This is a genomic window from Kribbella sp. NPDC051936 (genome assembly GCF_040680955.1).
Classification (GTDB): Bacteria; Actinomycetota; Actinomycetes; order Propionibacteriales; family Kribbellaceae; genus Kribbella.
This window is the reverse complement of sequence record NZ_JBFAXS010000009.1, coordinates 203,666-219,354: the sequence shown is the minus strand read 5'-3', so window position 1 is coordinate 219,354 and position 15,689 is coordinate 203,666. Positions and strand designations below refer to the sequence as shown.

The 15,689-nt window shown below is 70.1% G+C and carries 14 protein-coding genes; 8 read left to right on the top strand and 6 right to left on the bottom strand.

Going from position 1 to position 15,689, the window contains the following annotated elements; genetic code table 11:
• Positions 1 to 93 precede the first annotated feature (93 nt).
• Positions 94 to 1,047, top strand: coding sequence for a DUF389 domain-containing protein (locus tag AB0L64_RS31335; RefSeq protein ID WP_363716456.1), 954 nt, complete (start codon positions 94 to 96; stop codon positions 1,045 to 1,047).
• Between the two features lie 166 nt (positions 1,048 to 1,213).
• Positions 1,214 to 2,161 (top strand): MarR family transcriptional regulator, encoded by a 948-nt coding sequence (locus AB0L64_RS31330; RefSeq protein WP_363715945.1) that lies wholly within the window; start codon positions 1,214 to 1,216, stop codon positions 2,159 to 2,161.
• Here AB0L64_RS31330 and AB0L64_RS31325 read toward each other — a convergent pair.
• From AB0L64_RS31325 to AB0L64_RS31315, 3 genes are all read right to left on the bottom strand, one after another.
• The gene (locus tag AB0L64_RS31325; RefSeq protein ID WP_363715943.1) at positions 2,158 to 2,787 is read right to left on the bottom strand and encodes an HNH endonuclease family protein; all 630 of its coding nucleotides are present in this window, start codon (positions 2,785 to 2,787) and stop codon (positions 2,158 to 2,160) included. The genes AB0L64_RS31330 and AB0L64_RS31325 overlap by 4 nt on opposite strands.
• A 108-nt stretch (positions 2,788 to 2,895) precedes the next feature.
• Positions 2,896 to 3,657: a peroxide stress protein YaaA gene (locus AB0L64_RS31320; protein WP_363715941.1), complete on the bottom strand. Its 762-nt coding sequence runs from the start codon at positions 3,655 to 3,657 to the stop codon at positions 2,896 to 2,898.
• Positions 3,654 to 4,598 (bottom strand): aldo/keto reductase, encoded by a 945-nt coding sequence (locus tag AB0L64_RS31315; protein ID WP_363715939.1) that lies wholly within the window; start codon positions 4,596 to 4,598, stop codon positions 3,654 to 3,656. The genes AB0L64_RS31320 and AB0L64_RS31315 overlap by 4 nt, the downstream gene beginning before the upstream one ends.
• Positions 4,599 to 4,712: 114 nt before the next feature.
• Between AB0L64_RS31315 and pepN the strand changes: the two genes are divergently transcribed.
• The 3 genes from pepN to AB0L64_RS31300 all read left to right on the top strand — a co-directional run bounded on the left by pepN (position 4,713) and on the right by AB0L64_RS31300 (position 9,750).
• Positions 4,713 to 7,169, top strand: coding sequence for an aminopeptidase N (gene pepN / locus AB0L64_RS31310; RefSeq protein WP_363715937.1), 2,457 nt, complete (start codon positions 4,713 to 4,715; stop codon positions 7,167 to 7,169).
• A gap of 188 nt (positions 7,170 to 7,357) precedes the next feature.
• Positions 7,358 to 8,761, top strand: coding sequence for a septation protein SepH (sepH, locus tag AB0L64_RS31305; RefSeq protein WP_363715935.1), 1,404 nt, complete (start codon positions 7,358 to 7,360; stop codon positions 8,759 to 8,761).
• Between the two features lie 260 nt (positions 8,762 to 9,021).
• A complete protein-coding gene (locus tag AB0L64_RS31300) occupies positions 9,022 to 9,750 on the top strand; it encodes a hypothetical protein (protein ID WP_363715933.1) in 729 nt (242 codons plus the stop codon).
• Here AB0L64_RS31300 and AB0L64_RS31295 read toward each other — a convergent pair.
• Positions 9,649 to 10,614: a BtrH N-terminal domain-containing protein gene (locus AB0L64_RS31295; protein ID WP_363715931.1), complete on the bottom strand. Its 966-nt coding sequence runs from the start codon at positions 10,612 to 10,614 to the stop codon at positions 9,649 to 9,651. The two genes, AB0L64_RS31300 and AB0L64_RS31295, sit on opposite strands and share 102 nt — an antisense overlap.
• Before the next feature lie 264 nt (positions 10,615 to 10,878).
• On the opposite strand from AB0L64_RS31295, the gene AB0L64_RS31290 reads away from it, so the two are divergent.
• Positions 10,879 to 11,286, top strand: coding sequence for a hypothetical protein (locus tag AB0L64_RS31290; protein ID WP_363715929.1), 408 nt, complete (start codon positions 10,879 to 10,881; stop codon positions 11,284 to 11,286).
• Between the two features lie 409 nt (positions 11,287 to 11,695).
• Here the strand turns inward: AB0L64_RS31290 and AB0L64_RS31285 are convergent, their stop codons facing one another.
• Entirely contained in the window at positions 11,696 to 12,079 is a 384-nt protein-coding gene (locus AB0L64_RS31285; RefSeq protein WP_363715927.1) for a helix-turn-helix domain-containing protein, read from the bottom strand.
• 56 nt (positions 12,080 to 12,135) lie between these two features.
• Here AB0L64_RS31285 and AB0L64_RS31280 point away from each other — a divergent pair, with 56 nt between their 5' ends.
• Positions 12,136 to 12,933 (top strand): NAD(P)H-binding protein, encoded by a 798-nt coding sequence (locus AB0L64_RS31280; RefSeq protein WP_363715925.1) that lies wholly within the window; start codon positions 12,136 to 12,138, stop codon positions 12,931 to 12,933.
• Positions 12,934 to 13,288: 355 nt separating this feature from the next.
• On the opposite strand, the gene AB0L64_RS31275 is transcribed toward AB0L64_RS31280, so the two are convergent.
• Positions 13,289 to 14,440, bottom strand: a complete 1,152-nt coding sequence (locus AB0L64_RS31275) for a hypothetical protein (protein WP_363715923.1) — start codon at positions 14,438 to 14,440, stop codon at positions 13,289 to 13,291.
• A gap of 125 nt (positions 14,441 to 14,565) precedes the next feature.
• Here AB0L64_RS31275 and AB0L64_RS31270 point away from each other — a divergent pair, with 125 nt between their 5' ends.
• Positions 14,566 to 15,678: a tyrosine-type recombinase/integrase gene (locus AB0L64_RS31270; protein WP_363715921.1), complete on the top strand. Its 1,113-nt coding sequence runs from the start codon at positions 14,566 to 14,568 to the stop codon at positions 15,676 to 15,678.
• The last annotated feature ends 11 nt before the right edge of the window (positions 15,679 to 15,689 follow it).

Genomic DNA, 15,689 nt, shown 5'->3' with positions numbered 1-15,689 from the left:
CTGGATCCGGTGCGTCAGTGGACCATATCCGGGGGTGCATGGGCGAGGCCATGACCGGAAGGTGACCGGCGGCCTGACAGCATGTGGCCCGTGATGCACCTTCGTCTCATCGTCCCATCGGACCGCAGCGAGCGCGTCCTGGACACGCTCGTCGCCGATCCGCGGGTCACCAGCATCGTCCGCCTGCCCGGGGCCGCGCACCGGCCAGAGGGCGATGTCATCGAATGCGATGTGACCCGCGAGGCCACCTCGGACGTCCTGGCCTTCCTCAAGTCCGAGGGCCTGTACGACGACGGCGCGGTCGCGGTCAGCGTGGTCGACGCGGCGCCGTCGCGGAACGCACAGGCCGCGGAGAAGGCGGCGCCCGGGGCGCCCGACGACGCGGTCATCTGGGACGCCGTCGTCGACCAGGCCTACAACGAGGCCGGCGGGTCCTGGTCGTACTACGTGTTCCTCACGCTGGCGACGATGATCGCGTCGGTCGCCGTGATCACCGACTCCTCGATCCTCGTCGTCGGCGCCATGGTCGTCGGCCCCGAGTTCGGTGTCGTCGCCGCGCTCGCGGTCGGCCTGTTCCTGCGCAAGAGCGGTCTGACCCGGCGGTCCCTGGCACTCCTGGTCAAGGGCTTCGTCATCGCGATCGCCATCACGGTGGTGGCCGCCTTGGTGGCGCGGGCCGTCGGCTGGGTCGACACCGGCGACGTGACGGCGGACCGGCCGCTGACCGGCTTCATCTGGCGACCGGACCGCTGGTCGGCCGTCGTCGCCGTCCTGGCCGGGTGCGCCGGCGTCCTGTCGCAGACCGCGGGCCGGGGCAACGCCCTGGTCGGTGTCTTCATCTCGGTGACGACCGTCCCGGCCGCCGGTGACCTCGCCCTGTCGATCGCGCTCTGGGCGCCGCACCAGATCGGCGGATCGGCGGCGCAGCTCGGTATCAACCTGGCCGGGATGACGGCGGCCGGGGTGGTCACGCTGATGCTGCAGCGGATGATCTGGCGCAGCTACCTGCGGGTGAAGCGAAGGTCGGGCGCGCGCGTTGAGGCTTGACCGGACGTCCCCTGTCCGATCCGCGCGCGCCCGGCACCGTCAGACATACCCCACCTGAGGGGTCCGTGCACCTGGCAGCACCGGACAGTGCGCTGACGTATCCCAGACATGGCGCGAAGTCGCCAAACCGGTCGAGGCCGTCCAACCGACGAGATAGCCTGTTCGAATGCTGGAGTCGGTTGGGGTGGACGGCCCCGATGAGGAGGCCTACCGGGCGCTGCTGTCGGCCCCGGGCTGCGACATCCGTGAGCTCGCCGAGCGCCTCGGCCGGGACGAGCAGGACGTCGTCGCCACCGTCGGCCGTCTCGAGAAGCTCGGTCTGCTGACGAGCACCTCCGACGACCCGGTGCGGCTGTTGCCGACCCGTCCGGACGTCGCGGTCGACGCGCTGGTCGCCGTACGGCGGGCCGAGCTGGACCGTGTCCGCGCCGAGGCTCGGGTGCTGCTGTCCGAGCTGAGCACCCAGGAGCAGTACCGGCCGGAGAATCTGGTCGAGGTGATCGTCGGGCAGGAGGCGATCGCCGCCCGGTTCGCACAGCTTCTCAACGGCACCAGTCATCAGCTCCTGGTCCTGGACCGGCCGCCGTACGCCGCTCAAGCCGACGAGTCGGACAGCACCGTACGAGGACTCCTCGGCGAGGGCGTTGTCGTGCACGGCATCTACTCCCCCGACTCGCTCGATATCCCGGGCGGTGTCGACGAGGCGTACAGCGCGGCGGACGCCGGTGAGACGTCACGCGTGCATCCGCAGGTGCCGATGAAGCTGGCGGTGTTCGACCGGAAGATCGCCCTGCTGCCTCTCTCAGTTGACCAACTGGTCGACAGCGCGCTGGTCGTGCATCCGTGTGCGCTGCTGGACGCGCTGATCGAGATGTTCTGGCTGCTCTGGGACCAGGCCGTGCCGGTGGTCCCAGCCGCGAAGGCCGACCCGACCGACGCCCGGCTGATGACGCTGCTGGCCGCCGGGTTCAAGGACGACGCGATCGCGCGGCAGCTCGCGTTGAGCAGCCGCACGGTCGGCCGGCGGGTGGCCGAGTTGATGGAGACGCTGGGCGCGCGGACCCGTTTCCAGGCCGGCATCCACGCCCAGCGCCGCCACCTTCTCGAGGACTAGCAGGTGCCGAGCATCTGCGTGAGGGCCGTCTTCTCCGCGGACTGCAACGACAGGCCGTAGGTGTACTTCACCCAGATCCACTCGCGCGCGTAGATGCAGTGCACCGACGTGTTGGTCGGCTTCCACTCCGACGGGTCCGAGTCACCCTTCGAGCGGTTGCTGGACGCCGAGACCGCGATCAGCTGCGCGATCGTCAGGTCGTTCGCGAACTGCTGCCGCCGGGCGGTCGTCCAGGCGTTCGCACCGGACTTCCAGGCCTCGGCCAGCGGCACGATGTGGTCGATGTCGACCGACGAGGAATCGGTCACCCACACCGCGTCGTACACGCTGTACCACTTCCCGGCGGTCGGGTGACAGCTGCTGTCGACAGTGACGCCGGTACCGTCGCGCTTCAGCACCTGCTCGCGGGTGTCGCAGGTCCCGGACTGGATGATCCAGTGCGGGAAGAGGTCCCGGCTGTAGCCGCTCGTCGAGCCTTCCGTCTTCACGGTGAGACTGGCGAGCTGACTGGCCGCGGTGCTCGCCGACGGCGGGGTCGGCGGGTAGGCCGGCGCCGGCTGGACGCCGACAGCCCAGGCGGTGGTTGCCACCACGAGGGTGAGCACAAGTGTGATGATGCGTCGCATCGGTCAGGCCTCCGAGGTAGGGCGGAATCCCCCCTGAACGTTGCTGCCCTCAGCCTTCCCCGGTCACGCACCGTAGAAAACCACTCACCAGTTACAGTCCAGTGAACGTCAGTCGTGTTCGACGACGGTCAGGGTCCACCCGGCCGCCGCGCGGTCCAGCTCGGCGTTCCACCGCTCACCGATCAGCTTGTGCAGCGACTTCGGCGTACCCGGGTCCTTGCCGGACTCCAGCAGGTGCCGCGCCACCAGACCGCGGGTGTGCTTGGCGTTGTGCGAGACGACCGAGCGCACGCCGCCGCGTTCCCGGACGACGTTCACCGACACCCACTTCTCCGCCTGGTCGCCGCTCGGCCGCCATGCCGCGACGTACGTCGAGGAGCGGCAGTCCACGATCACGCCGTCCAGGTCGGCCAGCGCGGCGCTCAGCGGATCGCGCCACACCGACGCGAGCGGTCCGTGGCCGGGCAGCGTCGTCCCCATCGAGAGCCGGTACGGCGGGACGCGGTCGCCCGGTCGCAGCGCACCCCAAGCGGCCGAGATGACCAGCAGCCGATTCGCGGCCCGGCGCTTCGAGCCCGCCGACAGCGTCGAGTAGCCGAGGGCGTCGTACAGCACACCGGAGTACAGCTCGGACACCGGCACGGACGGCTCGGTACGCCAGCGGGTGTTGCGCTCGACCTCGTCGCGCAGCGAGGCGCCGACCTCGAGAACATCGTGCGCGTCGGCCGACGCGGACACCTTCGCCAGGGTCTCGAGGACCTGCTCGCGGACCGGGTTCAGCTCCGGGAACGACAGCGTCGCGAAGTCCACCGCACGACCGCGCGACTGTCCGGTCTTGCCCTCGGACGGCGGCAGGAGAATCAGTGTCACGTCAGGTCGTCCAGCGCGGCGAGGTCGGCGGCCGTCGGCTCCCACAGGCCGGCCCGGACGTTCTGCGCGATCTGCTCGGGGCTGGTGGCGCCCGCGATCACCGAGGCCACCGCCGGCTGGGCCGCGAGACCGCCGATCGCGACCTCGATCATCGTCAGGTCGCGCTCGGCGGCGAACGTCTCGAGGGCCTCGATCTTGTCGAAGTCCGCGTGCGCCAGTCGCTCGGGCTGTGTCGCCAGCCGGGTGCCTTCCGGCGCCGTCGTACCGCGCTTGTACTTGCCGGTGAGCAGACCCGACGCGAGCGGGAAGAACGGCAGGATGCCGAGGCCGAGGTGCTCGCAGGCCGGGACCAGTTCGTCCTCGACGTCGCGCTCGAGCAGCGAGTACTGGTTCTGGGCGCTGACGAAGTGCTCCAGACCGTTCGTCCGGGCGGTCCAGTCGGCGTCGACGACCTGCCAGGCCGCGAACTGCGAGCTGCCGATGTACCTGACCTTGCCTTCGGCAACCAGCTCGGACAGCGCCGCCAGGGTCTCCTCGATCGGCGTCACCGGGTCGGGGAAGTGCAGCTGGTAGAGGTCGATCCAGTCGGTGCCGAGCCGCTGCAGGCTCGACTCGACGGCCTTGCGGATGTACCGGCGGGAGCCGCGGACGCCCCAGTCGGGGCCGTTCACCCCGCCCATGTCGCCGCCGAACTTGGTCGCGATCACGACCTCGTCGCGGCGCGACCCGAGCGCCTTGCCGAGCAGTTCCTCGCTGAACCCGTGCTCGCCCCGGTAGATGTCCGCGGTGTCGAACAACGTGATGCCCGCGTCGACCGCGGCGTTCACCACGGCCTCGGTCCGGCCCGCGTCGAGTCGCCGGCCGAAGTTGTTGCAGCCCAGCCCGACAACGCTCACCGTGAGACCGGAGTCGCCCAACTGCCGGTACTCCATAGCACTCATCCACGTCCTCGCTTCGCTCCGGGCGCGGATGAGGCACGAAGCCGCCTGTGCTTGATGATGACCTCGCTCCGCTCGCTCATGTGCTCAGCCTAATCACGGCATACAGTGACCCCCATGCCGAGTCTCACCGTCGACGGCGCCCGCACTCGGGCCGCCGCGCTCTCCGTCCAGTCGTACGACGTCGATCTCGACCTCACCCAGGGCGATCGGACGTTCGGGTCCACCACCACGATCAGGTTCACCGCGTCGGACGCGTCGAGTTGGGTGGACGTGAAACCCGACGAGCTGATCTCGGTGACGCTGAACGGTACGGCGGTCGACGTCGCCGGACTGAACGACGGACGGCTCGAGCTCACCGGCCTGCAGCCGGACAACGAACTCGTCGTGGTCGCCTCGATGCTGTACTCCAACGACGGCGAGGGGCTGCACCGTGCGGTCGACGCCGCCGACGGCCTCGCGTACACCTACGCGATGTCGTTCCTCGACGCCGCACCGCGGATCTTCGCGTGCTTCGACCAGCCCGACCTCAAGGCGCCGTACCGGTTCAAGGTCACCGCGCCCGAGGAGTGGCTGGTGCTCGGCAACGGCGCCGCGACGCAGGTCTCCCCCGGACGCTGGGAGCTCGCGGAGACCAAGCCGCTGTCGACCTACTTCGTCACCGTCGTCGCCGGCCCGTACCACCAGATCACCGACGCGCACGACGGCATCAACCTCAGCGTCGTCTCGCGGCAGTCGCTGAAGGATGCCCTCGAGCGCGAGGCCGCGGACATCTTCGAGGTCACCAAGCAGTCCTTCGACGCCTACCACCGGATGTTCGGCTACCGGTACCCGTTCGGCGAGTACCACCAGGCCTTCGTGCCGGAGTTCAACGCCGGCGCGATGGAGAACCCGGGCTGCGTCACGTTCCGGGACCAGATGGTGTTCCGCTCCGCGGTCACCGACGGCGAGCGCAGCAGCCGGGCCCGGACGATCGTCCACGAGATGGCGCACCAGTGGTTCGGCGACACCGTGACGATGAAGTGGTGGAACGACCTCTGGCTGAACGAGTCGTTCGCCGAGTACATGGCGCACCGGGTCTCGACCGAGGCGACCCGGTACACCGACAACTGGATCGACTTCGCCTACATCCGCAAGTGGTGGGGCCTGCAGGCCGACCAGCGGTCCTCGACGCACCCGGTGGCCGCCGACGCGGTCAAGGACGCGCTCGCGTCGCTCGACGACTTCGACGGCATCTCGTACGCCAAGGGCGCCGCGGTCCTCAAGCAGCTCGCGGCGTACCTCGGCGACGACGTCTTCCTGGCCGGCGTCAACGCGCACATCGCCGCCAACGAGTTCGGCAACGCCACCTTCGCCGACCTGCTCGCGAAGTGGACCGAGGCCGGCGCGACCGGTCTCGACGACTGGGCGCAGGCCTGGCTGCGCACGCCTGGCCTCGACACGATCAGCGTGTCCCGGACCGCCACCGGCATCAAGCTGCACCGCAAGGCGCCCGCGGCGTACCCGGCGGCGCGGCCGCACAAGCTCACCGTCGGCGGGTACGACGCCGATGGGAACCGGACGACGGCCGACGTGCTGATCGACGCCGACGAGGTGGACGTCGACCGGGACCCGGCGCTCGCGGTCGTGATCCCGGACTCGGGTGACGACAGCTGGGCGAAGATCCGGCTCGACTCCGTCAGCCTGGAGAACCTCGCGGCGCTGCTGCCGAAGATCGACGACGGCGTCACGCGCGCCGTCATCCTGAACAGCGTGCGGGACGCGGTCGCCGACGCGGAGCTGGATCCGAAGATCGGATTCGACGTCGTGCTCGGGATGCTGCCGACCGAGACCAGCGACATCGCGGTCGGGACGCTGCTGAACTGGTCGAGCACCCACCTGCTCGGTGTCTACCTGCCGTACGAGCCGTACCGCGGGCAGCTGGCCGACGTACTGCGTGCGCGGCTGGAGACCGTCGAGGCCGGCAGCAGCGTGCAGCTGTCGGTGGCGCGCGGGTTCACGCGGTTCACCGACGACGCCGACCTGCTGAAGGGCTGGCTCGCCGGTGACGGCGTACCCGATGGCGTCACGATGGACGCCGACCTGCGCTGGATCGTGACGCTGCAGCTGGCCCGGCTCGGCGCGATCGGCGAGGCCGACATCGACGCCGAGCTCGAGCGGGACTCCTCGTCCGAAGGTGTCGTGCACGCCACCCGGTGCCGGTCCGCGCTGCCGACGGCCGAGGCCAAGGAGCAGGCCTGGACGCAGATCACCACCGATGCGGACCTGGCGAATTACGAGCTGTACGCCGCGTGCGAGGGGTTCTGGCATCCCACGCAGGCCGCGGTCACGGCGCCGTACGTCGACCGGTACTTCGCGGAGATCGCCGGCACCGAGAAGCTCCGCTCCGGCTGGGTCGTCGCGACCAGCGCGAAGCTCGCGTTCCCCCGGTACACGGTCGAGCAGCGTGTCGTCGACCGGGCCGCCGACCTGATCGCCGACGAGTCCGTGGCGGCCGGCATCCGGCGGTCCGTCGGCGACGGTGCGGACGACCTGAAGCGTGCGCTTGCGGTGCGTTCGGCCTTCACGAACTGACAAGTCGGTTAGCTGTCACACCGTGTTGTGACTAGTGTGACTGGTGTGATCAGGAGGACCCTGGTGACCAGGCAAGATGTGTTTTCGTGACGTAACCTCCACAATGACCGCGCGGCACGGCGCGCCGGTCTTGGTCAGGCCCAGCGTCCGGGAGAGACTGTCTAGAACCGCACAGGAGAACAAGGTCAATGCGCGAGGCGAGGCTCGTCGGTCTGAGCCAGGACGGAACCCAACTCGTCCTGGCGATGGCAGAGACGGGTGAGGAGTTCGCCGTTCCGGTCGACGACCGGTTGCGTGCGGCCCTCCGCGGCGACCGTGCCCGACTCGGCCAGCTGGAGATTCAAATGGAGAGCGCGCTGCGCCCACGAGACATCCAGGCTCGTATCCGCGCCGGCGAAAGTCCCGAGGCGGTCGCAGCCGTCGCCCAGATGCCGATGGAACGCGTGATGGCGTTCGCCGGCCCGGTCCTCGCCGAGCGCGATCACATCGCCAGCCTCGCGCAGCGCGCGTCCGTCCGCCGTCGTGGCGGGGGCGACGCCCCGACCCGCAACCTCGGTGCCTGGGTCACCGATCGGCTGCGCACGCGCCAGATCGACCCGGCGTCGGCCGAGTGGGACGCGTGGCGCCGCGAGGACGGCCGCTGGGCCGTCCGCGTGTCGTACTTCGTCGAGTCCGAGGACAGCGAGGACTCCGGGACGGAGCAGAAGGAAGAGAAGATCGCCATGTTCGCGTACGACGCCCCCGGGCGGTACGCGGTGCCTGACGACGACGAGGCGCGCTGGCTGGTCGGCGAGCAGGCGCAGGTGATGCCGACGCCGGTTCAGCCGCAGCCCGGTGAGCGGCGGCTGGCGGCGGTCGCGGACATCGACCCGCTGATCGCCCCTGACCACGGCGCCGACAGTTACGAGGCGGGCTTCGAGGACACCATCGCGCTACGGCGTCGAAACCACCCGGTTTCCCGCGACGGCCGCGAGTTCGGTCTGGAGACCCGTGAGGTCACTCGCGACAACGGTCGAGAGCAGCCGCGCGAATTCCCCCGGGAGGTCGCGCGGGACGCTTCACGGGAGGTGGAGCGCGGCCCGCGGCGCGTGCAGTCGGTTCCGGACCCGGACGAGGAGCCGACCCTGATCGACGTACCTGTCGACCAGCCTCCGGCGCCCCGGCCGTCCGTCCGCGCCGTCGAGCGTCCCGCGGAGCCGCCGGCGTTCGCCTCCCCCGCCACCCCGGACGACCGGGCCTCGGAGGAGCGAGCCGCGGACGAAGAGCCCGACGCACCGCAGGCGCCTCGCCCCGCAGAGCCGCGACCTGCTCCCGCTACTCCCGCTGCTCGCGCGGAGCAGCCGCGCCGTCCGCAACCCGGCCCCGAGGAGCGCTCGCCTCGCCCAGAGCCCGTTCGCAGCCCTTCGCCAGAGGCGCCGCGTCCCGAGCCTGTCGCCGCTCCGGCGGCACAGGAGGCCGTGCCCGACGCCGCCGAGCACGCTCAGCCCGCTGACGACACCCCGGTCGAGCCGAAGAAGAAGCCCGCCCGCCGCGGCAAGCGCGCCAGTGTCCCGAGCTGGGACGAAATCATGTTCGGCAAGAAGGCCGACTGAACCCCTGATCCAGTAGCTTCGCGGACCGTGCGCCCGGACCTCGAGCAAGCTGCCCTGACCGCAACCGAACTGGCTGTACGACACGACCCGGCAGCCGCCGACGCTGTCGAGAAGTGCCGCGAAGCGCTGGCCGAGCGCGTTCCTGATGGGCTGGGCCTCCCTGGCGCTCGACGAACCCGCCTCGGCATGGGAAGGAAGCCTTCCGCGCCGCCGCCAGCTCCGACCGAACCGTCGACTCCGGTCCTGACGCCGAACCGTCGGTGCTCGGCCGCGCCGCACTGCTCGCCGGGCTGATCCCCTTCCGTGTCGGGCCCGAGGTCTACGGCCTCGTCTGGCCGGACAACGAAAAGCTCCGATCCGGCGACCCGGTCCTCGCTCCGCTGCTGTCGGACTTCGACACCGCTCACCGGTCCCGGGCCGCGCTCGGCCTGCACACGCTGCACCTGATGCAGGACGAGGAGGAAGCCGCGGCCCGGACCGCCCAACAGGTCGTCGCGATCGATCACCCCGACTTCGTGGGCGCTGCCTGGCTCGGTCTGGCCGAGGTGCTGGTCTCGGCCGGTGCCAAGGCCGCCGCGGCGGAAGCCTGCGAAAGGTCCGCTGCCACCGCTCCCGGCGGGCGGCCGGTGTCTGCGATTCTCGGCGTCGAGGACGACTCGACCGCCGACGTACCCACACGCGCCAAGACTCTCCTCGGCATCCTGCAGCGCGAAGCGGGCGACGACGACCTGGCCGTACGGACGCTGACCGACGCCGCGCGCGGTGACGACCCAGAAGCCGTGTTCGCGTTGGCGCAGACGCATCCGCTGGTAGGGGTACACCTTGGCCAACACCGAAGTGCCCGAACTCGTCGAGGAGGCCGAGCAGCGTACCGCCGAGCTAACTGGCTAAGCGCCGATACGGCTGAGCGCCTGCATGGCGTTGCGTTCGACCTGGGCGACGTCGTGGAGGGCGGCGCCGGCTTTCACGAGGTACTGCGGGTCTTCTGATTCGCCGGCGCGGGTGATCAGTGCTGCGACCTCGGTCCACACGGTGGCCGCCTCGGCGTACAACTTGTGGCCGGTGCGGAGGTCGTTGTTGTCGAGGATCTCGGTGCACTCGCCGAGGAAGTCGCGGTAGAGATTGCGGAACAGCGCGCCGCCCGTGCCCGCCTTCTCCATGAGGAGTGCGGCTTGTGGCAGGTCCCGCTCCGGGGTGTCGGTTCGCTGCAGCCACGTCCGCACCAGCTTGCCGGCCTTCTCGATGCCTCGGTGCCCCACGTTGGCGATCGGGGGATGCAGGAACGCGTCCGCGCACGCGGTGATCGCCGGTACGATCCGGTCGGGTAGGTCCGGCATGCCTCTCGGGGCGATGAGGGTGAAAGATCTGTGTCTGGCCGTCATCGGTCCTCGCGCGGCCCTGGCCTCGGCGAGGCTGGTCAAGCTGGTGGTCACCTCGCCGCCCTGCTGGCGCGTGTCCACCAGATGTGCGGAGTGGTCGTCGTAGCCGTACATGGCCACGACATGACCGCCGAAGTGCACCTTCGAGCTGAAGTACTCCAGGTAGTAGCTGTCCAGCTGCAATCCCACCGGCTGACCGTCGTCGATCGACGCGGCGACGTTCTCCCAGGCCTTCCGCGGCGACGCCGTCTCCCGGACCACGAGCTCCAGCCCGAGCCTCTCAGCCAGGTTCCTGGTCAGCTCGAACGGCTTGATCCGCCCACCCAGAAAGGGAAAGTCCAGTTGCTTGCTGTCCCAGTAGATGAAGGACAGCGCGGATCCCAGGCCGAAGATCATCGGCTCGGACAGCGCGAGCCCCTGATGCCTGAGCAGCACACCCAGCGTTGTCGTCTCGCAGTGCTCGTCACCTGACACACCGGCATCATGGACCCTCCGGCAACCGGAGAGTCCAGCCCCCTCGCACCGTGCGGTGCTGTGCCGACACTGTGCCTGACACATCACGGACAGTCGTCCCAGATCGCGGACGGTGTTTGGTGCTCGGCCGTTCGTGCTGTCATGATCTTCGGCATGCAGATGCTGTGTTGTTGCTGTTGTCGCTGACGAGCGCCGGCTCCCGGCGCACGAGGCCCTGACCTTTCCGTGGCCCGCCCGCCGACACAGCACACACAGGAACATCGCATGAATCTCCCGGCTCTCGCCGATCTGCTCGCCTCTCGTGGTCTCCGGCTCCTCCCCGGCTCGTACGCCGTACCGGTCGAGCTGCTCGTCCAGTTGCCCGACGCCACGATCGCCCGCTTCACCGCCCGCGGCACGACTCTGCGCCTGCGCACCTACGCGCCGGACGCACTGACCGCGATCACGATCCCCGCCGAGTGCGGCTGCGGCGACCACCACCCGCAGACCGGCCCGTCCCGCGTGACACTCAGCCGGTACGCCGTACCGCTCGCGGAGCGCACGCTCGACGGCGAACTCGAGTTCGGCTGGCGCCGGAACGAAGCTGGCCTCCTCCGCCTCCCCGACGCGACCACCCACTTCCTCGCCCTGCTCGCCACCCTCCCCACCCGCGAACTCGTCGGCGTCGCCTGACCAGCCGGGCGGGACGGTGTGCACGGACGACAGGTAGTGCACCGGCGAGACACTGTACGCGCGGACGGATTCACGCTCAGGTGCACTACCTACCGGACTGATACGTCCTGTCCAGCTGACACGGCGGGGGTTCTCAGCTGGTACGCGACGGAAGAACCCCAAAGTCAGCGGATATCCCTGGCACGCAGCGGGGCGGAGCCGCGGCTCGCGGCGTGGGCCAGGAACGCCCGGCTCATCGGCGGCACAGGTCAAGGTGCGCGGATCAAGCCTGGGAGGCGGAGTGGGGCGCCGGCGATCCGACGCACGCGGCACGACCAAGACCGCGCGGGTCAGGTGCACGGCGGGTCAGGGGCACGGCGGGTCAGGGGCACGGCGGGTCAGGGGCACGGCGGGTCAGGGGCACGGCGGGTCAGGGGCGGCGGTGGGCGGGTTCGTGGGTGTCGAAGTGGTGGCGGGCTTCGGCTACTTTCGCCAGGTTCGGGGACCACTCGGCGAGGGAGTGGAAGAGCGGGGCGAGGCTGCGGCCGAGAGGGCTGATGTCGTACTCGACGCGGGGCGGGACCTCCGCGTAGTACGTGCGGGTGATCAGGCCGTCGCGCTCCAACTGCCGCAGGCGTTGGGTGAGCACCTTCGGCGTGATCACCCCGATCCGCCGCTGCAGCTCGATGAACCGCTGCCGCCCGTCCTCGTTCAGCGTCCACAGGATCGGCGTCGTCCACCGGCTGAAGACCAGGTCCACGACCGGCGCGATCGGACAGGCTGCGACCGGATCGACTGCTGTGTTCTCCTTCACAAACCCAATACTATCCTCTAGGTACCTACTATCCCGAGACCAGTAGCGTCCTCGTCATGATCGTGATCACCGGAGCAACCGGCAACGTAGGCCGCCCACTCGTCCAGACCCTGACCGCCGCCGGCGAAGACGTCCTCCCCGTCTCGCGGCACGGCGACGGACACCAGGCCGACCTGACCCGTCCCGAAACCCTGACCCCGGCCCTCGACGGCGCGAAGGCCGTCTTCCTCCTCACCTCCGCCGACTTCCTTGCCGGCGGCAACCTCCAGCCCGTCGTCGACGTGATCCGCGACGCCGGTGTCCCGCGCGTCGTGCTGCTGTCGTCGCAGGGCGTCGGGACCCAGCGCCACCCGGCGATCCACGAAGACGCCGTCACCGGGTCCGATCTGGAGTGGACGATCCTGCGTCCCGGCAACTTCGCCAGCAACGCGTTCGCGTGGGCGGAGTCGATCCGCACCCGGCGTGCGATGGCCGCGCCGTTCGCGGACGTCGGTCTGCCCGCCGTCGACCCGCAGGACATCGCCGAGGTCGCCGCTGCGGCTCTTCGCGAGCCCGGTCACGCGAACGCCGTCTACACCCTGACCGGCCCCGCCGCCATCTCACCCCGCCAGCAGGCCGAGGCGATCCAGACCGCGATCGGTACGCCGATCAGCTTCACGGAACTGACCCGCGACCAGGCACGCGCCGGCATGCTGACCTTCATGCCGGAGCCTGTTGTCGAGGCCACCCTCAACGTCCTCGGCACACCGACCCCCGCCGAGCAACAGCCGAGCCCCGACATCGAGACAGTCCTCGGCCGCCCACCACACACCTTCGCCGACTGGGTCGACCGAAACATCCACGCATTCCGCTAAACAAGCACAGCCGCCCCACGCCCCGCCGTCTGCCACCACCTCCCCGCTTCGTCCTTGCCACGGTTGGCGGCGGGACCGGAGCGGAGGGCAGTCCCTCGACGACCCGCCGCTCCCTGCCTGCCACAACCTCCCCCACTCCGCACCTGCCGCGGGAGGCAGCGGGACCGAGGCGCACGGCCAGCCTTGCGCTCCGTTGCCTGCCACACCCTCGCTCCCACCCCGTGCTCGCCGCGGGAGGCGGCGGACCGGAGCGGAGGGCGGGCGCTCGACGAGCTGTCGTTCCGTCGGCTGCCACAAGCTTCCCCGCCCCGTGCTTGCCGTGGGAGGTGGTGGGAGCGGAGTGCGGGCCTGTTGTTCAGTTGGCTGGGAGAACCTCTGCGGTTTCTTCCTTGCTGTGGGGGGAGGACGGGGCCGGGGTGGGGCGGGTTTCTAGTTGGTGGCGGAGGGTTTCGGCTACCTGTTCTGCTGCTCGTTGGGCGGCGTTGAGTGCGGCGAAGCGGTCCTCGGCGGCCTTCTTCACGTCGGCCAGCTGGGACTGATGATCGGCGCGTAGCTGCTCGCGGTCGGCACGGAAGTCGCTCCGGACCGCGTCGAGCTCGGCGCGGTGCCGCTCGCGTTCCTGGCGCAGCTCGGTGCGCAACTGGTCGGCCGACTGTTGCGCCGTCTGCCGCTCGGCTTCGGCCGCAGCGTGGGCGATCCGCGCGGCCTCGGCCTCGCCGCGCGCCTGGCGGAGCTGCTCCTCGGCCGTGGCCTGCAGGTCGCGGATCCGCTGCTCTGTCTCGGCGCGGACCAGCTCAACCTCCGCGGCTGCGGCCTCACCGGCAGCCGCGATCTCTTGCCGGGCCTTCTCCAGGTCAGCCGCCGCGCTCTCACGGACGGCCGCCGCGTCCAGCCGAGCCTGCTGTGCCGCTTCCTCGGCGACGGCTACATCGGCACGTGCTTCGTCGAGCGCGGCAACAGCTTCCCGTGCAGCCTCATCGGCCTCATCCCGGGCGTCCTCGGCCTCGGCCGCGAGCTGCTCCGCTTGGCGACGGCGATGCTCCTCCTGACCTCGCTGCCGCTCGACGTCAGCAAGCTGTGCGCGCGACGACGCCTGCAGTTGCTCTACCTCGGCCGCGACCGCTTCCGCATCGCCGTACGTGCGGACTGCTTCCGCGATCTGCGCGAGGTATCCCTCCAGCTCCTCCACCAGACGCGGCAGGTTGCCCTTCATCAGCTGCTCGAGCGTCATCCGGGCCGCAGTCACCGGACCCGTCGCCGGTTCGGAGCCGGCCGGCGCAGAGGTGTCACGCCGCACCGGCTGTCTGGCCAGACGGTTCTTCGCGGCCCACGCGTTCGCCTTGTTGTGCAGGACAGGCTTCCCGTCGACGCCCGCTCCCTCTCGCCCGCAGTACTTCGGCGGGCGGCCCGGCGTCCCGGGGTCCACCTGCTTCGGGTTCGCACAGCTCACACCCGGGAACTCGCACAGCCCTTGCCGACGCTGCGCGCCGAGATCCGTCTCCGTCATGACGCCACCCTACCGGTTTACGTCGATAAAGTTGCTCTTTTCGTTTGGTTTTCGCCCTCTACTTTTGACTGAACGAAACGGAACTGAAGTAGCGCATAATCCCCGTTATGCGCTAGTTTCTCTGTGTGGACGATCTGCCGAAACCGCTCGTATTTCGCCCAGCCGAGACTGCGGTCGAGCTGCCGGCGCCGGACCCGATCACCGAAGCTGCCGTACGGCGCTCCCTCGGACGACGCCGTCCGCTGCACGGCCAGGGGAACGAGCAGGTCGACCGCCTCGACCTGCTTGCCGAGGCACTCACCCCGGAGCTGACCGCGTTGGTCGTGCTGTGGCTCGGCGGCTCCCGGCGGGCCAGCCACGACACCCGGATCGGGTATGCCGACGACCTGCTGCTGTGGGCCGACTGGGCCCGTCGCGAGCTCGGCCGCGAGCGGTTCGGCCTGGATCTGCATCGCGGCGAGGTGACGATGTGGCTGACCTGTCAGCAGGACGTGGGAGCGGCCGCGTCGTCGATCTCCCGCCGGCTGTCGACGCTGTCCAGCCTGTACCGGTACGCCGCGGGCTGGGGTCTGCCGGCGGTCTGCCCGATTTCCGACGACGACCACCGGCCGAAGTTCCATCGCGGCCGGCGAGCCACGTCCGCGCGGGTGCTGGACGCCGACCAGGTTGAGGCGCTGATCGCGGCAGCGGGAGATGTTCGTGACGCGCTGATCGTCGGCCTGCTCTACACCGGTGCCCTGCGAGTCTCCGAGCTGTGCGGGGCCGATGACACCGACCGCCACGACGAGGGCCGGAGGACGTGGCTGGTCGTGACTCGCAAGGGCGGGAAGTCGGTTCGGGTTCCGCTCGAGACCACGGTCGCCGAGCTTCTCGATCTGTATCGCGCGACGCGCCCGGCCTGGACCGGCACGGGACCGGCTCCCCTCGTCGCCGATGCCAATGGAGGTCGGCTCGACCGGCACGACGTCACCCGACTGCTGCGCCGCCTGGCCCGGGCAGCCGGTATCCCCCGGCCGGAGACCGTTGGTCCGCACGCACTACGCGCTACCGCGATCACCGACCAGAAGCGCCGCGGCCACGGCGCCGAGGAGCTCCAGGAGCTGTCCGGTCACGCCGACGTCCGCACGGTCATGATCTACATCGACGACGACGGCCGCGCCGAGCGGGTCGCCGCCCTCACCGACGACCTCGGCCGCGTCATGACAGCCGTCCCCCGCCACCTCAAGTCCCCCGGCTGACCCCGACGAGC

What these genes read in the sequence shown, in the direction of transcription:
- AB0L64_RS31335 (WP_363716456.1), top strand. Translation starts at nt 94, where the DNA reads ATGCACCTTCGTCTCATCGTCCCATCGGACCGCAGCGAGCGCGTCCTG.
- AB0L64_RS31330 (WP_363715945.1), top strand. Translation starts at nt 1,214, where the DNA reads ATGCTGGAGTCGGTTGGGGTGGACGGCCCCGATGAGGAGGCCTACCGG.
- AB0L64_RS31325 (WP_363715943.1), bottom strand. Translation starts at nt 2,787, where the DNA reads ATGCGACGCATCATCACACTTGTGCTCACCCTCGTGGTGGCAACCACC.
- AB0L64_RS31315 (WP_363715939.1), bottom strand. Translation starts at nt 4,598, where the DNA reads ATGAGTGCTATGGAGTACCGGCAGTTGGGCGACTCCGGTCTCACGGTG.
- pepN (WP_363715937.1), top strand. Translation starts at nt 4,713, where the DNA reads ATGCCGAGTCTCACCGTCGACGGCGCCCGCACTCGGGCCGCCGCGCTC.
- sepH (WP_363715935.1), top strand. Translation starts at nt 7,358, where the DNA reads ATGCGCGAGGCGAGGCTCGTCGGTCTGAGCCAGGACGGAACCCAACTC.
- AB0L64_RS31290 (WP_363715929.1), top strand. Translation starts at nt 10,879, where the DNA reads ATGAATCTCCCGGCTCTCGCCGATCTGCTCGCCTCTCGTGGTCTCCGG.
- AB0L64_RS31280 (WP_363715925.1), top strand. Translation starts at nt 12,136, where the DNA reads ATGATCGTGATCACCGGAGCAACCGGCAACGTAGGCCGCCCACTCGTC.
- AB0L64_RS31275 (WP_363715923.1), bottom strand. Translation starts at nt 14,440, where the DNA reads ATGACGGAGACGGATCTCGGCGCGCAGCGTCGGCAAGGGCTGTGCGAG.